The 20,596-nt window shown below is 57.8% G+C and carries 17 protein-coding genes, 1 tRNA gene and 1 pseudogene; 7 read left to right on the top strand and 12 right to left on the bottom strand.

Features of this window, described 5'->3' with window-relative positions; genetic code table 11:
• Positions 1-28 precede the first annotated feature (28 nt).
• The 6 genes from RYA97_RS10780 to RYA97_RS10755 all read right to left on the bottom strand — a co-directional run bounded on the left by RYA97_RS10780 (position 29) and on the right by RYA97_RS10755 (position 7,650).
• Positions 29-2,479: a TonB-dependent receptor gene (locus tag RYA97_RS10780; RefSeq protein ID WP_316892252.1), complete on the bottom strand. Its 2,451-nt coding sequence runs from the start codon at positions 2,477-2,479 to the stop codon at positions 29-31.
• A 533-nt stretch (positions 2,480-3,012) separates the two neighbouring features.
• Complete coding sequence (locus RYA97_RS10775) at positions 3,013-3,681, bottom strand: DUF3313 domain-containing protein (protein ID WP_005746429.1); 669 nt, start codon at positions 3,679-3,681, stop codon at positions 3,013-3,015.
• A gap of 431 nt (positions 3,682-4,112) precedes the next feature.
• Positions 4,113-4,949, bottom strand: a complete 837-nt coding sequence (locus RYA97_RS10770; RefSeq protein WP_117140753.1) for a sugar phosphate isomerase/epimerase family protein — start codon at positions 4,947-4,949, stop codon at positions 4,113-4,115.
• 1 nt (position 4,950) lies between these two features.
• On the bottom strand, positions 4,951-6,183 hold the full coding sequence (locus tag RYA97_RS10765) for an NAD(P)/FAD-dependent oxidoreductase (protein ID WP_117140751.1): 1,233 nt from the start codon (positions 6,181-6,183) through the stop codon (positions 4,951-4,953).
• Between the two features lie 18 nt (positions 6,184-6,201).
• Positions 6,202-6,522 (bottom strand): MocE family 2Fe-2S type ferredoxin, encoded by a 321-nt coding sequence (locus RYA97_RS10760; RefSeq protein WP_003376651.1) that lies wholly within the window; start codon positions 6,520-6,522, stop codon positions 6,202-6,204.
• Positions 6,523-6,558: 36 nt separating this feature from the next.
• Entirely contained in the window at positions 6,559-7,650 is a 1,092-nt protein-coding gene (locus tag RYA97_RS10755) for a fatty acid desaturase family protein (RefSeq protein ID WP_117140749.1), read from the bottom strand.
• A 121-nt stretch (positions 7,651-7,771) separates the two neighbouring features.
• On the opposite strand from RYA97_RS10755, the pseudogene RYA97_RS10750 reads away from it, so the two are divergent.
• Positions 7,772-8,862: pseudogene (locus RYA97_RS10750) on the top strand (LacI family DNA-binding transcriptional regulator).
• A 6-nt stretch (positions 8,863-8,868) separates the two neighbouring features.
• On the opposite strand, the gene RYA97_RS10745 reads toward RYA97_RS10750, so the two are convergent.
• Complete coding sequence (locus RYA97_RS10745) at positions 8,869-10,863, bottom strand: sigma-54 interaction domain-containing protein (protein WP_005777006.1); 1,995 nt, start codon at positions 10,861-10,863, stop codon at positions 8,869-8,871.
• A gap of 193 nt (positions 10,864-11,056) precedes the next feature.
• On the opposite strand from RYA97_RS10745, the gene RYA97_RS10740 reads away from it, so the two are divergent.
• The 3 genes from RYA97_RS10740 (at position 11,057) to RYA97_RS10730 (ending at position 13,883) form a co-directional block, all read left to right on the top strand.
• Positions 11,057-12,079, top strand: a complete 1,023-nt coding sequence (locus RYA97_RS10740) for a Gfo/Idh/MocA family oxidoreductase (RefSeq protein ID WP_016980673.1) — start codon at positions 11,057-11,059, stop codon at positions 12,077-12,079.
• On the top strand, positions 12,076-12,864 hold the full coding sequence (locus RYA97_RS10735) for a TIM barrel protein (protein WP_005746422.1): 789 nt from the start codon (positions 12,076-12,078) through the stop codon (positions 12,862-12,864). The genes RYA97_RS10740 and RYA97_RS10735 overlap by 4 nt, the downstream gene beginning before the upstream one ends.
• A 92-nt stretch (positions 12,865-12,956) precedes the next feature.
• Complete coding sequence (locus RYA97_RS10730) at positions 12,957-13,883, top strand: sugar ABC transporter substrate-binding protein (protein ID WP_005732034.1); 927 nt, start codon at positions 12,957-12,959, stop codon at positions 13,881-13,883.
• A 483-nt stretch (positions 13,884-14,366) separates the two neighbouring features.
• Here RYA97_RS10730 and RYA97_RS10725 read toward each other — a convergent pair.
• The 5 genes from RYA97_RS10725 to RYA97_RS10705 form a co-directional block, all read right to left on the bottom strand.
• Positions 14,367-14,442 (bottom strand) — tRNA-Gly (locus RYA97_RS10725).
• Positions 14,443-14,508: 66 nt separating this feature from the next.
• Positions 14,509-15,069 (bottom strand): CDP-diacylglycerol--glycerol-3-phosphate 3-phosphatidyltransferase, encoded by a 561-nt coding sequence (pgsA, locus tag RYA97_RS10720; RefSeq protein WP_002553346.1) that lies wholly within the window; start codon positions 15,067-15,069, stop codon positions 14,509-14,511.
• A gap of 32 nt (positions 15,070-15,101) precedes the next feature.
• Complete coding sequence (gene uvrC, locus RYA97_RS10715; protein WP_117161887.1) at positions 15,102-16,925, bottom strand: excinuclease ABC subunit UvrC; 1,824 nt, start codon at positions 16,923-16,925, stop codon at positions 15,102-15,104.
• 2 nt (positions 16,926-16,927) lie between these two features.
• On the bottom strand, positions 16,928-17,572 hold the full coding sequence (gene uvrY / locus RYA97_RS10710; protein ID WP_002553344.1) for a UvrY/SirA/GacA family response regulator transcription factor: 645 nt from the start codon (positions 17,570-17,572) through the stop codon (positions 16,928-16,930).
• Positions 17,573-17,751: 179 nt separating this feature from the next.
• The gene (locus tag RYA97_RS10705; protein ID WP_005746418.1) at positions 17,752-18,045 is read right to left on the bottom strand and encodes a helix-turn-helix domain-containing protein; all 294 of its coding nucleotides are present in this window, start codon (positions 18,043-18,045) and stop codon (positions 17,752-17,754) included.
• Between the two features lie 129 nt (positions 18,046-18,174).
• On the opposite strand from RYA97_RS10705, the gene RYA97_RS10700 reads away from it, so the two are divergent.
• The 3 genes from RYA97_RS10700 to RYA97_RS10690 all read left to right on the top strand — a co-directional run bounded on the left by RYA97_RS10700 (position 18,175) and on the right by RYA97_RS10690 (position 20,559).
• Positions 18,175-18,411 carry a DNA-binding protein gene (locus RYA97_RS10700; protein WP_002553342.1) on the top strand — a complete coding sequence of 79 codons (237 nt, stop codon included), beginning with the start codon at positions 18,175-18,177 and terminating at the stop codon, positions 18,409-18,411.
• A 702-nt stretch (positions 18,412-19,113) separates the two neighbouring features.
• Positions 19,114-20,196, top strand: a complete 1,083-nt coding sequence (locus tag RYA97_RS10695; protein ID WP_117139346.1) for a 3-deoxy-7-phosphoheptulonate synthase — start codon at positions 19,114-19,116, stop codon at positions 20,194-20,196.
• Positions 20,197-20,277: 81 nt separating this feature from the next.
• Positions 20,278-20,559 (top strand): peptidylprolyl isomerase, encoded by a 282-nt coding sequence (locus RYA97_RS10690; RefSeq protein WP_002553340.1) that lies wholly within the window; start codon positions 20,278-20,280, stop codon positions 20,557-20,559.
• Positions 20,560-20,596 lie beyond the last annotated feature (37 nt).

Raw genomic sequence — 20,596 nt, 5'->3', positions numbered from 1 at the left:
ACTCAATGGGGGTTTTCAGGTGCTGGCCTTAAAAGGCGTAAGTCAGCCGGGTGTAGTAGTAACCGCCGGTAAAACCGTAGGGCGAATAGGTGCCGTAACTGCTGACCATGGTGCTGCTGGGAACCCCCTGTTTCTTTGGATAGATGTCGAACAGGTTCTTTGCGCCGATGGCAACGTTGAGGTTTTTGCTGAGGTTGTAGCCGAGGTCCAGATCGGTGATCCACTTGGCGCTGTACACCCGATCCAGATCGCGATTGGCTGAGGAATTGACCTCTTTGTAGGAACCGTACCGGGTCAGCGCCAGGTTCAGGTTGAAGCGCTCGATGCTCCAGTCGCCGCCCAGAATCAGTTTGGTACGCGGCTGCACGCCAGTAATCAGATTGCGGGCCTCGCGGTCCATCAGCTCATAGGACGTACCGAGGATAGAGGTGGATTCCTTGTAGCTAAGGATCTTTGTCTGGTTCCAGTTGAACGCCGCTGTCCACTTCACTGACCCGTACTGCCCAAGGTCCTGACGGTAGTTGCTGACCAGATCCAGCCCCTTGGTGCGGGTGTCGGCACCGTTGATGAAATACTGGCCGCCCGACGTCGAATCGATGCCGTTGTTGAGCAGCACCTGAGTGACCTCATCACCCAGCAGGGTGCCGGTCAGAGTGATGCGGTCACGCAGATTGATCACGTAGGCATCGGCGGTCAGGGTCAACTGATCGGTAGGCGTCAGGGTGAAACCGAGGCTGAAATTGGTGGAGCGCTCCGGCTTGAGGTCCTCGGCACCCAACGCTCTGGCGGCACCCGAGCCGGTCGGCAATACGCCGTAATTGATCGACTGATACACGCCGTCCACCACGCCGTAAGTGGTCGAACGTGCACTGAACAGACTGTTGGCCAGGGATGGCGCACGAAAGCCATTGCTGACGGTGGCGCGAACGGCGAACTGCGGGGTGAAGTCGTAGCGTGTGGTCAGCTTGCCGCTGCGGGTCGCGCCCACACCTTGGTTGTAATGTTCATAGCGCAGTGCGCTGCCGACATACCAGTCAGGCACAGGGTTGAAGCCTACGTCGACATAACTGGCGACACTGTTGCGCGAGGCGCTGCTTTCTTCATCCGGCGAAATGCCGTTGGTGACCTGCGCACCTGACGATGCACAGTTGCCCGGTGCAATGCAGTAACCGCCGTTGGCATAGGATTCATAGTCGCCCGCCTGCACCTCATACGTGTCGCGTCGATGTTCAAGGCCGTAGGACACGTCGAGGGGCTTTTGCAGGCCGATGTCAAAGCCGCGCTTGAAATCCAGGTTGGTGGTCAGCTCGGTGGAAATCCACGTTCCTGATGTGAAGCTGTTGGGCGTGGCCTCACCCAGCGACGGGTTCTGGTTATGCGTGGTGCCCTGCTCCGCCTCGTTGCGCCCGTACGTGCTGGACAGATCCCAGTCCCATTCACCAAGCGTGCCTTTGCCACCAAACGCAGCCTGAAAATCGTCTTCGTCGATGTACCAGGTCGGTGTGTATCCCGCCGGATAACCATTGGGCCCGGTGGTGATCGTATTGGTAATGGTCGGTAGGCGAAAATTCTGCCCCTGCTCGGCCTTGCGATGCGAATAGGTGGTGAAGGAATACAGACTGAAACTGTCATCGATCGGCAGCTCGGCGTTGTAACCCAGGGTCAGCAGATTGGTTTTCGGCGTGCCGTAACCGCCATACGTGGACTTGCCCGCCAGGTCGTAGGCTTGTTCGTAGCTGTAGCCATTGGCGCTGGCCTTGTTGTCGTCATTCTGGCTGCGGGCATCCAGCGCCAGTTGCACGATACCGCCGTCGCCAATCTCGAAGCCTTTATTGAGGCTTTGCTGCACGGTCTGCTTCTTGCCGTCATAACCGAGCCCGGCGTTGGTCACCGAGGTGCCGCTGGTGTCGGCCTTGAGGATGACGTTAATCACCCCGGCAATGGCATCGGAGCCATATTGAGCCGCGGCACCGTCACGCAGCACTTCTACATGATCAATGGCGCTGATCGGGATCAGATCGAGGTCTGCCGGCGCAGCGCCGGTGTTGATGCCGTTGATATTAAGAGTCGCGCTGGTATGGCGGCGTTTGCCATTGACCAACACCAGCACCTCGGCGGCACTCAAACCACGCAAGTTGGGCGCACGGGCAATGCCGCTGGCGTCCCAACCGGTTTTTTCCGGCAGTGTCAGAGATGGGATGACCGCGCTCAATGCCTCCATCAGGCCGGGCTTGCCAGTACTCTGTAATTGTTTGGCACTGACCACATCGATCGGCACCGGGCTGCTGGTCACGGTGCGCTGCTCGGCACCGCGATTACCGGTGACTACTACGGTGGACAAGGTGCGACGCTCATCCTCGGAGGTTTTTTCCTCGGCCTGAATCGCCCCTGACAGCAACACGCTCCCTATCGCCAACGCCAGCGGGCAGAAACCCGGCGCAACAGACAACGCTCGGGCACGGTGTAAGGCTTGCTTCATATCCACTCCAGACATGGCCGTCATTGAAGCCATGCATGCAAATCGCAAAGTCGGGCGCTCCTGCTGTCGTCGGGACAGCGCGGTACGCACGTTTCAGGCTGTGCAGGTAAAACCTGCGCGATGAGCTAGCGGTGGGGTGAGAAGCCGGTTGGCGGCAGAAGTGTCGCGCAGCGCCTGTCAACAGCAGGGCGAGAGGAATAAAGCCAGTGGCAGGATTGAACAGGCAACATACGTTGAACTCCCTTCCAACGATTCTGCTTGAGGGGAATGGTTTATCCCTCGGTCATGGCGCACTCGACGGCGGCCTGATGCGCAGAATCCTGATAACGATTGGTACCATCCGAGGTAAGGGGTAGGCTGTTGAAACCAAACATAACGGAATCAATTTCGAAAATATAATTCTATTTGGTCATAAGCTAATATTATTATTTTTGATTTATATTTATTTTATTATTCACAAATAGCATTTTCAGTTCTCAGGTGTCTGACTGACAGGAAGACCCGATTATCAGGCCGGGCTTCCCAAGGCTGCTTTACTTTGAGAGCAACAACTCAATCAGCTCATCCGCGCCTCTGGAAATACCCGCCTGCGCCGCCGACAAACGCCCGAAGGTCGAGCTTATGTCATAAACCTTTGGATATTGCCGAGTGACATAGGACTCCAGAAGCTGCGAAGTGGACGCATCGTAGATCTCGACGGCGTAGCTGACGGACCCGGTAAACGTACCTTCACGGTCTCTGGAGGCCTGAACGAGGTTATATGACCCCATGCCGATATCGAATCGGGAGAATGTAGACAGCCCGGTAACAGTGGTCTCGGCCCCGGTCAGGGTGAGGCGAATGCGCATTGTCCCGCGTGAAGGTGTGTCGGTGAACCGGAAATGCTTGCCCAGGGCTTCAGAGAACCTGACTGTCATGTCGTTGGCCAGGACGGTCTTTTCGTTGCGCTCCAGGTCTGAAAATTGCGCATCCGCTCCCGAGTAGATCACCACAGGTTCAAGCATTACTTTATCGTATTGGTTCCAGTTGACTGACGTCGAGTACTTGAAGGGAATACGACCCGAGCTGTCCTGTTTGTTGGGCCGCATTTCAAGTGATGACTCGATTCCTGAATAAGGCGACGGCTCGTGACTGGCACACCCCGTGACCAGAAAAACCAATAACAACAGCCCGGCCAACTTCATGTTTTTAACGTAGTGCATGCAGAACTCTCCAGCGTGATCAGGTTATTGAAATTCAAGCACTCACCGTCAATCCCCGAGCCCGACTACTATCAGGCACGCACCGTCACGGGCAGTACCTTTGAAGGGCACTGGTAATATCCCGGGACTGTTTATCCAGAAGCACGTTTTCCAAGGGCACTGTATCTCGGAGCACTCTCTTGCCTGATGCAGGGCCATCCATGATCGCGACGTACCGCGTTGCACGGCATTTAATCGATCATCATCAGACTGCTCTGCGAGGCGCTGCCGGACTGTTCTGGATATGTGTCAGTCTGCAATGAACTACGAGACCACCAAAACTGTACCGACGTGTATAGTTTTAAACCGTTGGCGATGGGTCGTCAACCTAAAATGTACACATCGGTATGCTTTTGAAGAGTTTACTATTCGCATCAAGCGGGCTGAACCCGTCAGCCCCTTGAACGGCAATCATTCCAGATTCCGCGAATCAGATCCTTGAGTAACAGTGCCTCGCTCCAGCGATCTGAAATTTCGCGCCCGTCACTCCCTGTGATTGCATACGGGGGTGGGCCCAGCTCGCACGTGAAAGACAGGCTGGCTGGTTTATTCGGTCGAGCCAGCCAATCTTCAATACCGTAACGCCACCAGGCTGAAAACCGCTCAAGCCAGGGGCGGTGTTGTGCAAAGCTCAACGGCACCTGCACTTGTTCACTATTGGCTATACGGCCGTGAAAGCCCCAACTATGGCGCAAGATGCTGTGAATGTGCTCGTCGTCCTCGGCCGTCGCCGACTCGGGCAACTCCCGACCTACCACGTAGTGGGACAAATCAGCCAACAGTTTGAGGTCCGGCATCTGCGCCAGCACGTCGAGGGTAAATAACAGATCACTGGTAAGGCGGTAACGGTGAGTTTCCAGCAGAACCGGAAAGTCCACCTGCTCGGCCAGACGCTGCCAACCCTCGATCAACGTAATCGCCTGGGCCAGCGTCCGCGGACGTGCATCGGCCTGCAGAGTCAGGTGATGACAACCGTAGCGGCAAGCAACTTCAAGCGCCCTGTCCAGATCGGCCACTGTCTGTGGGAATAGCTGACCTTCAATCTGTAAGCCACGGGCCTCTGCGGCGGCATGCAGCCGCATGACATCGGGGGCATGCCAGTAATGGTCGGTGATCCCGTCAAAGCCGGCAGCGGCAATTCTGTCCAGTTGCGCCTCGATGGGAAGGTCACACTGGCCACGATGGTCCTGCATGGCCCATAGCGACTGAAATACCAGAAATGTGTCCATGTCAGAGCCTCAGCAGTTGTTTGAGCGAACACTCGGGGTCGTTGAGCATGGTGACGCTCAGCGGCGTTCGGGCAACGATCAGGCGCTCACACAGCTTGATATCTTTGGCAACGCTGTTGCCCAGCGCCAGGCCACAGGCACCCTGCAGTCGTTGTTGCGCATCCAGGTAGAACAGCAACCGCCCACCGCAGGCCAATGCGCGGCTGGCTGAAGGCAGGGGCTGCGTGGTTACACCGACTGTCTGCACGCTCCAGTCGTACTGATCGGACCAGAAGCCGGGCACGTCCTGGAACGGAAGATCGTACCCCAGCATATTCAATGCGCTGTGGCGCCCCTGCGCTTCGGCGTTGCGCCAGGTCTCCTGCCGCTGGTACACCCCCTCGGGGTGCAGGCGATACTCACACACATCACCGGCGGCGAAGATGTCCGGGGCGCTGGTGCGCAGTCGATCGTCGACACGAATCCCTTGCCCCACGGCAAGGCCAGCCGCTACTGCAAGCTCGATGTTCGGCTGCATGCCAACGCCGACAACCACTGCGTCACAAGGCACACTCCGGCCGTCGACCAGCAGCACTGACTCGGCGCGCTCATTGCCTTGCACGCCTTCAAGCACGACATTGAGTTGTACATCGACGCCGCGCTGCCGATGCAAATCCAGCAATGCCCGGGATAATTCTTCAGGCAAGACGCGCCCGGCCAGACGGGGGCCTGCTTCGAGCAACGTCACCTGGCAGCCTAGAGCCCGCGCCGTCGCCGCAACTTCAAGGCCAATGAACCCGGCACCGATGATCACCAGGCGTGAACCGTGGATCAAGGCACCCCGCAACGCCAATGCTTCATCGTGGGTGCGCAGGTAGAAAACATTGCTCAGGTGCCTGGGGATCTGTGCCAGGCAACGCGCCCTGCCCCCGGTCGCCAACAGCAATCGGCTGTAAGGCAACTCATCGCCGTCAGCCAACTGCAGGCGATGACCCTGCGGGTCGAGGCTCTTTACCGGATTGTCGGTCAGATGCTCGATACCCAGCTCAGTGAGGCGCGTGTCCGCACACAGACTGCAACCGGCCAGGTCCACGGAGCCTCGCAGCACGCCCTTGGACAAAGGTGGACGCTCATACGGCACGTGCGGCTCGGCGCCGATCAGTATCAGTCGGCCGGCGTAACCCTGATCGCGCAAGGTCAGCGCTGCACGGCCACCTGCATGACCCGCGCCAACGATAATCAATGGAGCATTCATGGCATGCACTCCTGATTTTCAGTCACTGACCGCAAGCAAAACCCGCCCGGCTTCGACCCGTACGGCAAAGGTCTTGAGATTGACGCACACGGGTGCTCCCAGGGCTTTGCCATTGCGATAGTCGAAGCGGCCGTTATGTTTAGGGCATTCGATGACGTGATCTATTACCAGCCCGTCGGCGAGGTGAATCTTTTCGTGGGTGCACAGGCCCGCCGTGGCGAAAAATTCGTTGTCGGCGGAACGGTATACGGCATAGGTATGCGGGCCGTGATCGAAGCGAATGACGTCTTCTTCATCAATTTCGCCCACGGCGCATACATCAATCCATTGATTGTTCATGGTTTTTCTCTCTCGTTCGGGAACAACCGGAAAGTGTCAGCCGGAGGTCGCTTCAGGCTGGGGACGTGCGGCGGTGGCAGGCGCTGAAGCATGTGACACCTGGCGCTTGATGAAATAGGTCGGGTCGCGGCGCTGCCTCAGGAGGGTTGGAATAATTTCCTTGAAGGCTTCGCCGAGGCTGGCATAAGGCGGCGGACAGTCGTGGCGGATCTCTTCATGAAGTTGCGCCAACGCGTGATACGGCACCATCGGGTACATATGGTGCTCAAGGTGGTAGTTCATGTTCATGTACAGAAAGCGCAGCACGCGGTTCATGTAGATAGTGCGGCAGTTGCTGCGATGATCGAGCACGTCTTCAGCCAGCCCCACATGTTGAGTAAGGCCGAACAGGTAAGACAGCCAGCCGCCATAAAGCATGGGCAAACCGACGTACATGAGGGGTAACCAGCTTTGCAGATACAGTGCCGCAGCAACCACTCCGGCATAAATGGCGAGCCAGATACGCGCGGCCAGAAACACTCTGGGCCATTCGGACAACGGGATGAAATCCTTCTCTTGATCGCTCATGTGCGCAAAAGCATGTCGGCACACGCCGCCCATTGTTTTGATCAGCAAGGGAATCTGAAACAGGCTCAGGAACATCATCACAAGGCTCGGCGGCCGTGGCTCGACAATTTCCGGGTCGCGACCTACCACGATAGTGTCGGTATGATGCCGCGCATGGCTCCAGCGCCATACATGTGGCTCGAACATGCACATGAAACTGGCCACCTGGTACAACCCGTCATTCATCCACCGGGTCTTGAACGCGGTGCCGTGGCCAGTCTCGTGCCAGCGCGGGTTGGAGGCTGTGGCGTAAAGAACGCCATAAGCCAGGAAGAACGGCACACATGCCCAGGAACCCCAGAACCAGTAGCCGCCAAAACCGCTGACCAGCAGCGCCAGCAACCAAATGGCAGTGTCGAGCAAGGCCGGGCCGTCGCGGCGCTGCATCAATTGTTTCATGCGTTGACGGGATATGGGCGACTGGTACCACTCGGCAGATACCAGGCCTTTTTCCGCTGCACGGGCAGCTTCGGGGCCGGTCAGGCTATAGTCGCGCTGACAGGCTGCAGTGTCTTGAGGCATTGTTATTATTCTCCGCAAGTGTGAAGTTTCAGGAACTTTGCGTAAGAAAATATAGAGAGCACCCACCCCCCTCTCAAGGCCTTGAATACATTCACTATCAAGCTATCATCGAGCATCTGCGGTGCTTGATAGTTTTCTATCAAGCCGCTTCAAGGGCATGTCATGAATAACAATAAGCGCCCCACCATCGCGACTGTCGCCGCGCAGGCAGGCTTGAGTGTCGCGACTGTCGATCGCGTGCTCAACGCCCGCGCTCCGGTAAACCCCGCTACCGCCGAGCAGGTGCTGAAGGCCGCGGAAGCAGTGGGTTATTTCGCTGCACGGCTGATTGCGCAGCGCATTGTCGAGCAACGTCCCACTTACCGTTTCGGCATTCTGTTGCTGAACACCGCCCAGGCGTTCTATGCCAACCTCGCTCAGGCCATTGGCCAGGCCGCGCAACGTCGTATCGGGGCCAATCTGACCTGCCAGTTCGAATACGTGACTGATCGCAGCCCGGCCGCCATCGTTGCCCAACTCGAACAACTGGCAGTGCAATGTGACGGCCTGGCGGTGGTCAGCTTCGCCCACCCGCTGATCAACGCTGCTCTTGAACAGATTCGCCAGGCTGGCGTCCCGGTGATAGCGCTGCTTTCAGACATTCATGAGAAGGCCGATGAGCCTTACGTCGGTCAGGACAATTATCAGGTCGGACGCACCATGGGCTGGCTGCTGGCACGTACCTGCGGTGCTCGCAAAGGCAGCATCGGCATTCTGCTCGGCGGCCATCGCTTTCTCGGTCATCAGGCGCGGGTTGAAGGGCTACACAGTTACTTGGCAGAGCATGCGCCGGGGTTACGTCCTCTGGTGCCGCTGATCAACCTCGACAACTGTGATATCACCGAAGAGGCGAGCCTGGAATTGCTGGGCAATCATGACGATCTGCGCGGGCTGTGCGTGGTGGGCGGTGGTGGCGACGGCATCATCAGTGCCCTCGCGCAACTGCCCAGACGTCCAGCGCTGTGCTGCATTTTGCAGGAGTCCACCGAACTGTCGCGCCTCGCACTCGCGAACGGGCTGGTTGACGTGGTGATCGACTCCCAGCCTCTTCAAATTGCCGAAGCACTGGTAAATCTGCTGATCGAGTTGCAGACCGTCAACAGCTTCGATCCGCTCAGGCACCGGGTGTATGTACCGCTACAGATCGTGACCTCGGAGAATACCGACGCCTGACCGGCGTCAGAGCCCTCGAAAATCGGCGGCGTTCAAGCCGAATCGACTCATTTTGTTGTACAGCCCGCCGCGGGAAACGTTCAGCTGTCGAGCCGCGAGGCGAATGTTGCCTCGGGTGCTTTCGAGCGCCGCAATAATCGCGTGCATTTCGTGGGTGCCAAGGTCATGGGCCGCCAAAGGCACTGGCAGCCGGCCCGGCACCGCGGGGCCGCTGCGCTGCCTGATTTCAAGGGGCAGATCGGCGGGCTGGACGAGCTCACCGGTGGCCAGATTGGTCGCGCGCTCAATGCTGTTTTCCAGCTCTCGCACGTTGCCCGGCCAGCTATAAGCCACCAGCAATTCCAGGGCTTGCGCAGAAAGCCCCAGCACTGACTTGCGCAATGAACGGGCACAACGATCAAGAAAATGTTGCGCCAGCAAGGCTATGTCTTCCCGACGCATACGCAGCGGCGGTACGGTCAGGTTGAGCACGTTGAGTCGGTAATACAGATCTTCACGAAAGGCGCCTTCGGCCACTGCCTGACTCAAGTTACGGTGAGTGGCGGCAATGATGCGTACATCCACTGGTCGCGAGCTTTTCGCCCCGACCCGGGTTACTTCGCCCTCTTGCAACACCCGTAACAGGCTGACCTGCGCGTCGAAGGACATGTCGCCGATCTCATCAAGAAAGATCGTGCCGCCATCGGCCAGTTCGAACTTGCCCGCCGACCCGCCTTTAGCCGAACCCGTGAATGCGCCCTCGACATGGCCGAACAGCTCGCTTTGCACCAGGTCCCGGGGAATCGCGCCACAGTTGACCGCTACAAAAGGCCCGCTATTGCGGTCACTCGCATTATGGATCGCCTGGGCGAACAACTCCTTGCCGGTGCCGCTTTCGCCAAGAATCAAGGTGGTGGAATCGCTGCGACTGGCGATCCGCCCGAAATGCACGGCATCTGCAATCGCCCGTGAACGGCCCTGAATGGTCTCGAACGTGTAACGGGCCTGAGTGCCGATAATTCGCCGGGTGATCTCCCGAATGCGCCGATTTTCTCGCAGCGACACCACGCGCCCGCCCTGCTCCAGTGGGCATACCGAAACCAGACAGGACAACTGGCTGAAATCATGCAGTTCAAAGGTGCAGTCCAGGTCCCGCAGCCCTTCACCGATACGCGCCAGAATCTGTCCGTTCAAATCACTGCGTCCCAGACGCTGGAACGGGCTGCCCAGCAAATCCAGGCCGACCCGAAAAAGCTGCCGGGCATAGCGATTGAGCGCTTTTATACAGCCTCGTTCGTCCAGTACCACCAAACCTTCGTTGAGCACTTCGAGCACGGTTTGCTGTTCTTCCAGCAGCGCCTGCAAGGCCATTTGCCGCGAGACGGCCTCGGCCGCTGCCTGGACAGTGCCGAGCGTATGAAAATGGAACCAGCCAGGTTCTGCGGTCAGGGTCAGCATCGCCAGGGTCTTGCCTTGGGCATTGCGGATGGGCGCCGCAGCGCAATGCATTCGCCGCTGACGAAGGCCTGTACCGAAGTTTTCCTCTGCCAGTACATACACCAGGGAATCTTCAGCCAGGGCCAGCCCGGTGCAGTTGGTGCCCTGCACCGACTCCAGCAAACGCGTACCCACCGGCGTCAGATCCAGCCCGCAAAAATACAGTGTGGTGCCCTCAGCATCGGTGAGGTTGATATGGCCTCTCGGGTTATAGGCAAGCAAGCCGCGCATCACTTGAGCTGCTGCGGCAATCAAAACCCGATTGGCCGCCAGAGTAGCCGCAAGGTGTTGAGGGTCGACAAACCGGTAGTCGCTGTCTTCAGGGTTCACGCCGCCTGCGATGCTGCGTCCCCAGGAATCCCAAATAACCTTCCTGACCGTCGCCGGGCGCTCGTCAACGCCACTCAGGCGCGCCCGCCAGGCCTGCTCCAGTTCGGGTATGGGACCGCTGTTGAGTGCCACAGTCCCCAATGCGGTGAGGTATCCGAGGTCTTGCACGCTGAAGGTCGCAGACTGTGAGGACATTGATGTATCCATGTTCATATATTCAACATGTCAGTATAGACATGTCATTAAAATGAACACCTTTTGACTGGAAATTTTTAATAAACGTTTAAAATCAATAGCTTAAGTTATGGCATGGCCTTTGCTCTCCCCCCTTTGCCCGGCGCGCTTACGGCCGGAAAATAATCGAACAACAATTAAAAAGGGTTATTTCATGAGCAAAAAAATTCTCCGCCTTGGTCTGATTGGCGCCGGTCGCATGGGCAGCTTCCACGGCCAGACCGCCGCCCACCATATTCCCGGTGCCTGCCTTGCAGCCATCGCCGACCCCACTCCGGGCCAGGCGTCGCGTCTGGCCGCAGAGTTAGGGGTAGATCGGGTTTACACCGACCCTCAGCAATTGCTGGACGACCCAGACCTGGATGGCGTGCTGATCGCTGCCCCCGCGCGCAGCCACGCAGAATTGGTCATCAGCGCGGCGCGGGCCGGCAAGGGCGTTTTTTGCGAGAAACCCATGGCGATCACTCTCGAGGAAGCCGACCGCGCTATCGCTGCGGCCGCCGATGCCGGCGTGCCCTTGCAAGTCGGTTTCAACCGTCGCTTCGCCAAAAGCTTTCGTACGGCTCATCTGAACGTGGTTGAGGGGCGTATAGGTACACCGCAACTGTTGCGCTCGTTAACCCGAGATCCTGCGCTGAACAATCCGGCAGCCTCGCCGCAATGGGTGATCTTTCTTGAAACGCTGATTCATGACTTCGATACCCTGCGCTACCTGAACCCCGGTGCCGAGGCAGTCAGCGTGTTCGTTATGGCTGATGCGCTGATTGCACCGGATTACAAGAACAATGGGTTTCTGGACACAGCGGTGGTGATGATCCGTTTCGACAACGGTGCCATTGCCACCGCTGAAGCCAGCTTTCAGGCGGTCTACGGTTACGACGTCCGGGGCGAGGTCTTCGGCAGTGCCGGCATGTTGACTATGGGCAACGTCAGTGAATCTGATCTGACCCGTTATCTGGCCAATGGCATACAGGCCGACTCCCAACGATTGGACACCGACCTGCTGCGTGACGCCTACATCGCCGAACTCAATCATTTTGCCGACTGCCTGCGTACCGGGGCCACCCCCCTGGCCAGTGGCGAAGATGCCCGAGCGGCGCTGGCCATTGCCCGCGCCTGCATCGAGTCGTTCCAGCAAGGCCGACCGGTAGCAGTGTCACGAGGAGTCGACGCATGAGCTCCATACCTTTCACATTAGCGGTCAGCGCCGAGATGGTGTTCCTGGATTTACCCTTCACCGAGCGTGTCAGGCGTATTCACGAGCTGGGCTTCAGCGCCGAAATATGGAGCTGGGCCAATAAGGACATCGCAGCACTGGCTGCCACAGGGGCGAATTTCACCTCCATGACCGGCTACACCCACGGCAATCTGACCGATGCCGACGCAATCCAGCACCTGCTGGACAGCGCACGCGAATCCCTCGCGGTTGCCGCCCGGCTCAATTGCCCGAGCCTGAACCTGCATGGCACGGGCCTTGACGACAAAGGTCTGCCCGTCAATCCGGTGGCTCATGTCAATGGACGCATGTGGCTGAGTGCCTGCAAAACGCTGGAAAAACTCGCTCGCCTTGGCGAAGAGGCAGGCCGGGTATTCTTGCTGGAAAACCTGAATACCGAGGTCGACCACCCCGGCACCCCGTTCGCTCGCGCTGAAGACACATTGGCCCTGATCGAAGCCGTGGGCAGCCCGCACCTGAAAATGAACCTGGACCTTTATCACGCGCAAATCGGCGAAGGAAACCTGATCGAACTCGTCCAGCGCTCAGGCAGCGCTATAGGAGAAATCCAGGTCGCCGACGTCCCAGGTCGCCAAGAGCCTGGTACGGGTGAAATTCATTATCCCGCCATTGCCAGAGCGTTGTTCGATATGGGCTACACGGGTGTCGTCGGGCTTGAAGGCTGGGCCAGTGGCAACAGCGAAGCAGCACTGGAACGCTTCAAAAAAGCCTTCACCCTGGCTTGAGGAACACCTTGGCAAGCTCTCGTGAAAAGCGCTGGAAACGTTCATGACAGGTCTTGGTGAACGTCACACATAACAACAAAAGGAAACGTCTCATGCCCTTCTGCAAACTGTTTATCGCCGTGCTGTTACTGGTTTCCAGCCAATGGGCTGCTGCGAGCTACCGAATTGGCGTCACGATCGCCAGAGTCGACGATAACTTCATGACCTATGTGCGCAGCGGTCTGGAAGAAGCTGCCAGAAAAGAGAATGTGCAGCTCCAGTTCGAGGACGCTCAAGGCGATGTTGTTCGCCAGATCAATCAGGTTCAGGGCTTTCTCAGCCAGAAAGTGGATGCGGTTATCGTCTTGCCGGTGGACACCGCCGCCACGGCAAATATGACCCGCGCAGCGGTCGAGGCAAAGATGCCGCTTGTCTACGTCAACCGTCACCCGGATGAGCGCGTCTTGCCCAAGGGCGTTACCACCGTGGCGTCCAACGACATTGAGGCAGGACAATTGCAGATGCGCTATCTGGCAGAAAAGATGGGAGGCAAAGGTACTATCGCGCTCATCATGGGTGACCTTGCGCAGAACTCGACACACGACCGCAGCGAAGGCGTCAAACAGGTGCTCAAGGACTATCCGGGCATAACGATCGTCGAGCAGCAAACAGCGGAATGGCAACGTAACAAAGGCATGGACCTGACCAGTAACTGGCTACTGGCGGGCAGAACCTTTGATGCCATCGTGGCCAATAACGACGAGATGGCCATCGGCGCCGCCATGGCGTTACAACAGGCTGGCAAAGCGAAGGGGGAAGTTGCAATTGTAGGCATTGACGGCTTGCCTGATGGCCTGGCGGCAATCAAACGTGGAATGCTGGCAGCCTCGGTGTTTCAAGACCCGAAAGCCCAGGCGACCACAGCTCTGCAATCGGCCATAAAAATGATCAAAGGCGAGCCGGTCGACGCCGAGGTCTGGGTGCCCTTCCAACTCATTACACCGGAGCAGGTAGCGGTGTTCGAGCAACATTATAAATAGTAGTCGGGAAGGCGAGTATCGAATGGTGGGATGGACGCCCTGGCCAGATGAGTTTCGAAGTTCAGAGGCAACGCATGGCATGGGCTGCCAAGCCGGGTATCGACACTGGCGTAGAAGGTGTGCGCTGGGTACAGTCTGCCAATAACGATGCCGCCTGAGTGAACTACTAAAGCACTGACTGCCGGGTTTCTTACCCGGCAGGATGGCTGCCCTGCCGGCGATTCAACCGACAGTGGCTTCCTTGACGAAGTCTTCGTAGGTGCGCAGCGGGTGCCCGACAATGGCCTCCAGCCGGTCTACTGTTCCTTCGACTGCTTGAAGTGGCGATGGCTATATGGCTTCGGACGCCAAAACCGCTTCAGACAAGCAGAAGTACATCACAAGAAAGTAAACCCGGGATATTTACCGCAAAAACGAAAAAAGACGCCTAAGCGTCTTTTTTGTTAATCCCATATGCCTCTTGTGCATACATGGATTTATATTTGGAGCGGGAAACGAGACTCGAACTCGCGACCCCGACCTTGGCAAGGTCGTGCTCTACCAACTGAGCTATTCCCGCATTGTCTTGATGACGGGCGCTATTCTAGCGTTTCAGAAAGCTGCGTCAAGCCCTTGATTCAAAAACTTATTTTTTTTCTGCCGTAGTCTTGAGGTGCGGCCATGCGGCTCTGAGGTATTGCACCATCGACCACAGGGTCAGCCCCGCTGCAACGAGCAGCAATGCGTAGCCGAGAATCACCCAGATCGTGATCGCAGGTGGGTTGCCCAGCAGAATGACCAGCGCGAGCATTTGCGCCGCCGTTTTCCATTTGCCCATATTGGAAACGGCAACCTGCGCACGCGCGCCGATTTCCGCCATCCATTCGCGGAGTGCAGAAATGACGATTTCGCGACCGATGATCACCGCTGCGGGCAGCGTCAACCACAGATTGGCATGCGCCTGAACCAGCAGCACCAGTGCAACGGCCACCATCAGTTTGTCTGCTACCGGGTCGAGAAAGGCGCCAAAGGGCGTACTTTGTTCAAGACGGCGGGCCAGATACCCGTCGAGCCAGTCGGTCGCCGCAGCGAACGCAAAGACTGCACTGGCGGCCATGTAGCTCCAGTGATAAGGCATGTAGAACAGCAAAATGAAGATCGGAATCAATAAAACGCGTAGTACGGTGATCAGATTAGGGATATTCATCGGCACAACTGGCTACGAGGTGAGCGGGCATTCTACTCGCTGTGCAGGTTTGCATAAATCGACTCTGCCAGCTTTTTACTGATTCCGGGTGCTTTAGCGATTTCATCGATGCTGGCACGGGACAATTCCTGTAATCCGCCGAAATGTTTGAGCAGGTCACGACGCCGGGTCGGCCCGACGCCTGCAACACCCTCAAGGGTCGAGGTGCGCCGGGTCTTACCGCGCCGCGCGCGGTGACCGGTGATTGCGAAGCGGTGGGCCTCGTCGCGAATCTGCTGAATAAGGTGCAACGCCGGAGAATCGCCGGGCAGCGTGAATTCATGTGCCGCGTCGTTCAGGTAAAGGGTTTCAAAGCCCGCCTTGCGCGTGGTGCCCTTGGCGACACCGAGCAGAATCAGATCAGGCACCTGCAATTCATTGAGCACATCACGGGCCATGGACATCTGGCCCTTGCCGCCGTCCACCAGCAGCACATCCGGCAACTTGCCCTCCCCGGCCTTGATGCGGCTGTAACGTCGGGTCAACGCTTGGTGCATGGCGGCATAGTCGTCGCCCGCCGTTACGCCTTCGATATTGAAACGCCGGTAATCGGACTTGATCGGGCCTTCCGGACCGAACACCACACAGGACGCTACGGTCGCCTCACCACTGGAGTGGCTGATGTCGTAGCATTCGAGGCGCATTGGCGGTTCTTCAAGCCCCAGCACCTTGGCCAGCGCTTCGAACCGCGACGCAACATGCTGACGGTTGGCCAGCCGCGCAGTCAGTGCCTGCTCGGCATTGGTGACCGCCATTTGCTGCCAGCGCGCCCGGGTGCCGCGCACGCGATGACTGATAACCATCTCGACGCCGCGCAGTTCTTCGACGGCGTCGACGAACGCAGGGAAATCGTCGTTGATGACATTGACGATGACTTCGCCGGGCAGCTCACGGTCGATGCCGCCGAGGAAATACTGAGCCAGGAATGCCGACATCACTTCGCCGACCTCCTCTTCTATGCCGACCTGCGGGAAGAAGTTCTTGCTGCCCAGCACCCGCCCGCCCCGCACGCTGATCAGGTGCACGCAGGCACCGCCAGGGTTGACGAACGCGGCGACCACATCGACATCGCCGGTACCGCCGTCCATGCTTTGCTGATCCTGGACGCGGCGCAACAAGGCGACCTGATCGCGCAACTCGGCTGCGCGTTCGAAGTCGAGCGCCATCGCGGCTTTTTCCATGGAGGCGTTCAGTTCGTCACTCAGGGCATTGCTGCGTCCCTCGAGAAACATCACCGAGTGACGTACGTCCTCGGCATACACCTCAGGCTCGACCAGCCCGACACACGGCCCTTTGCAACGTTTGATCTGGTATTGCAGGCAAGGACGTGTGCGGTTCTTGAAGTAGCTGTCCTCGCACTGCCGCACCTGAAAGGTCTTCTGCAGCAGGCTAAGGCTCTCGCGAATCGCGCCGGCACTCGGGTAAGGCCCGAAATAACGGCCCTTGGCCTTTTTGGCTCCCCGATGAATACTCAGTCGCGGGTAGTTACCATCGGACAGAAACACATAGGGATAGGACTTATCGTCACGCAGCAGAATGTTGTAGGGCGGCCGCCACTCCTTGATGAGGGTCTGCTCCAGCAACAGCGCTTCAGTTTCGTTGCCCGTGATGGTCGTTTCAATCTGGGCGATGCGCGACACCAGCGCTCCGGTCTTGGGCGCGTGTCCGGTTTTGCGAAAATAGCTGGCAAGACGCTTCTTGAGGTTCTTGGCCTTGCCGACGTAAAGCAGTGTGGCTTCGGCGTCGAACATACGGTAGACGCCGGGACGACCGCTACAGGTCGCGAGAAATGCACTTGGATCGAAAGTCTGGGTCATGTTCAGGCGCTGGCATCAACCATGCCGTGACGTACAGCGAGCAAAGCCAGTTCAACATCACTGCTGATCGAGAGCTTTTCAAAGATACGGTATCGGTAGGTATTAACGGTTTTCGGTGACAGGCACAGCTTGTCCGAGATGGTCTGGACTTTCTGGCAGCCGACAATCATCAGGGCAATCTGGATTTCACGCTCGGAAAGCAGATCGAACGGCGAATTGTTGACCTGCGGCTGAAACGACTTCAAGGCCAGCTGCTGGGCAATCTGCGGGCTGATGTAACGCTGACCGGCAAACACCAGGCGAATGGCCTGGACCATTTCGGCAAGCCCCGCACCCTTGGTCATGTAGCCGGCAGCACCTGCCTGCAGCAAACGGGTCGGAAACGGGTCTTCTTCACAGACAGTGACTGCGACGACCTTGATATCAGGGTGGCTGCGCAGCATCTTGCGCGTCGCCTCCAGCCCACCGATGCCCGGCATCTTGACGTCCATGAGTACAACGTCAGGCTTGAGCTCGCGCGCCTTCTTCAGTGATTCCTCGCCGGAATCAGCCTGCCCGACAACCTGCAGACCGTCTATGTCGGCCAGCATGCGTGTGATGCCTGTCCGGACAAGATCATGGTCATCGACAACTAGCACCTTAATCAAGCAGACACCTCGCGCAACGGTCATAACGAATGCCAATCACCATAACAAAAACAATGAGTCAGACCTAGCACTGCGAACTCAGACTCTCGACAACTTGACGGTGGGTGCTTCGAGAACGACGGAAAAAAACCCGCAGGCCGCAGGAAAGCAGGCTGCATGTCCGCCTCGCAATGCTTACCCTAAGGAAGCTTTTCAGGAGCGGAAAGCTCGGCAATGGTCGTCGTCAAACGCCTGATCGCATCCTGATCATCCTTGGCCAACACCCGGTAATTACCCAGAATCTTTTCTTCGATCACACTGAGGTTGTCAATCGGCACCGGCGTGCGCGCTCCCGTCAGCACATAGAGCACATCCACACCTTTGGCCGCCACCGCAGCCAGGTAATCGGCCTTGGGCGCACGATCACCATTTTCATACTTTCCCTGGGCGTTAGCCTCAACTCCCCCTATTTCACCGAAGGTACGCTGAGACATGCTCAGACGCTCTCGTTCTTTTCTCAGCCGACAACCGATTCCACTCATTTGAATCTATGATCCTGTTAAAGCCATCCTAACGAATGTTAGAATCCCGCGGAATTGAATAGATTTGAACGGTTTTGAACTATGCCCGGAATACGCACCGCCGCACAAGCCAAGGCCTGGCTCGAACAACAGGGAAAATCTGTTCAGGAATTCGCTCGGGAAAACAGCATTGATCCGGCGACAACTTACCAGGTGCTGGCAGGCCGCAAGAAAGGCAGGCGCGGTGAAGCGCATAAGGTAGCCGTATTGCTGGGCATGAAGATCGGGACCATCCCGAACATGCAAACCCCGCAGGAAGAAGTAATGGGTGAAGAGTAGCTGATCCTGCCGGAGACTGCAGGCGCAATATGTAGAAGCCTGGCCGCACCATAGCCTGCCGCCAGGTAACTGTCATCAGCCGTTGAGCGGTTTACCCCTCGCCCTCTGGACCACCACGTCAATGCTCGTAGCCATTGATAATCCTGGTGATTGAATTTTCCAATTGAATGCGCCGCCGCTCCTGAAGTAAGCTTCGGAGCAATCAACGGAGACCCACCATGCTGCAATCCACTTCATCACTGCTTCAAGCGGCTACCGGCATTTCCTGCCGTGCATGCGCTGTGGCTGTGCGGGTTGCCTCGGTGAATGCTCCTGTTCAGCTCAACTCTTATTATGGGTATTGGTTTAGCCACTGGCGCGCCTGATACCCACCCGGCGCCCACTTCAAGGGGACGCCAACCAGAGAATTCTCTACCCCCGGTCGGCTTCCCGACCGGGGGTTTTGTTTTTTCAGGGCCAGGTATTTTCAACCCTTCATAAATATCACGCTGCACATTGAGGACTACGACATGAACTACGCCACTTATTACCGCAACGACATCGACTTCGCCTGGCGATTTAGCCATCTCCGTTCGGGACAGCCTGCCGCCTCCGTTCGGTCACTGCCAAGTGGCAACCACAAACGCCCGGCCAATACGGCCCTTTGTCGAACACCCCAGTAGGTCTGCGCGGTACTGCACCGCCAGCCCAGGAAGCCAGAATATGAATTCGTCCGTTGCCGTAAAACCGTCCGACCTGTCCAGCCATGCCGTTGCTCTGGCAGACAATAGCCTCTCCTCAAAACGCCTGCCCGGCACGCTTGAACTGAAAATGCGCCTGCCACTGAATGCAGCGCTGACCGAACAGGTTGCTGCCCATCGCCGCGCCGTACGCGCCATCCTTGAAGGTGAAGACTCGCGACTGCTCGTTATCGTGGGTCCCTGCTCGATCCATGACCCGCAATCTGCTCGTGAATATGCCGAGCGACTGGCCGGCCTTGCGGCACAAGTCAGTGATCAGATGCTGCTGGTGATGCGCGCCTACGTCGAAAAACCGCGCACGACAGTGGGCTGGAAAGGCCTGGCGTACGATCCCCATCTGGACGGCAGTGACGATATGGCTGAAGGCCTGACGCTGTCGCGACAACTGATGCGTGACATGCTGGAAATGGGTCTGCCGATTGCCACCGAGATACTGCAACCCATGGCCGCGGGCTATTTCGATGACCTGCTCAGTTGGGTCGCGATCGGCGCACGTACCACCGAGTCGCAAATCCATCGGGAAATGGCCAGCGGGCTGCCCATGGCAGTCGGCTTCAAGAATGGCACTGACGGTGGCGTCGCGGTGGCCAGCGATGCAATGCGTTCAGCGGCGCATCCGCATCGCCACTTCGGCATGGACGGTCACGGTCATCCGGCAATCATCCAGACGCAGGGCAATCCGGACACTCACATTGTGCTGCGCGGCGGCCACAGCGGCCCCAACTACGATGGCCAGAGTGTCGCTCGGGTGCAGGCCAGCCTGACCAAAAACAATATCGCATCGCGAATCATGGTCGATTGCAGCCACGCCAACAGTGGCAAGGACCCGTCACGCCAGCCCCACGTCTTTAACGATGTTCTTGAACAGCGCCTGGCCGGCAATACCTCACTGATCGGCATGATGATCGAAAGCCACCTATTCGACGGCTGCCAGGCATTGGGCGGGACGCTGCAGTACGGCGTTTCGGTCACCGATGGCTGCCTTGGCTGGGAAGGCACCGAACAGCTATTGCGTCGCGCGGTTGACCGTCTGCGTTACAGATAAACAGAGCGAAGGAACTTTGTCGGGAAATACCGCACTGAATCCGGTAGGCTGTTTCTTTTTTTTCACAGGAGATTATTCCCCATGGCTAAAGCCACTGCCCGCCACATCCTTGTTTCGAGCGAAGAAAAATGCAACGAACTCAAGGCTCAGATCGAAGGCGGCGCTGATTTCGCTGAAATCGCCAAGGCAAACTCCAGCTGCCCATCCAGCCGTCAGGGCGGTGACTTGGGTTCGTTCGGTCCAGGCCAGATGGTCAAGGAATTCGACACTGTCGTATTCAGTGCACCAGTGAACACCGTTCAGGGTCCGGTAAAGACTCAGTTCGGTTACCACCTGCTGGAAGTGACCAGCCGCCAGGACTGATCCTGCTGCGCTGAGTACCAGACGGCTCATCTTCGGA

Source organism: Pseudomonas syringae group sp. 26L6, assembly GCF_032587815.1.
In the GTDB taxonomy this organism is placed as follows: domain Bacteria; phylum Pseudomonadota; class Gammaproteobacteria; order Pseudomonadales; family Pseudomonadaceae; genus Aquipseudomonas; species Aquipseudomonas amygdali.
Note: the sequence above shows the minus strand (reverse complement) of the source record. Positions and strands in the feature narration are given on the sequence as shown.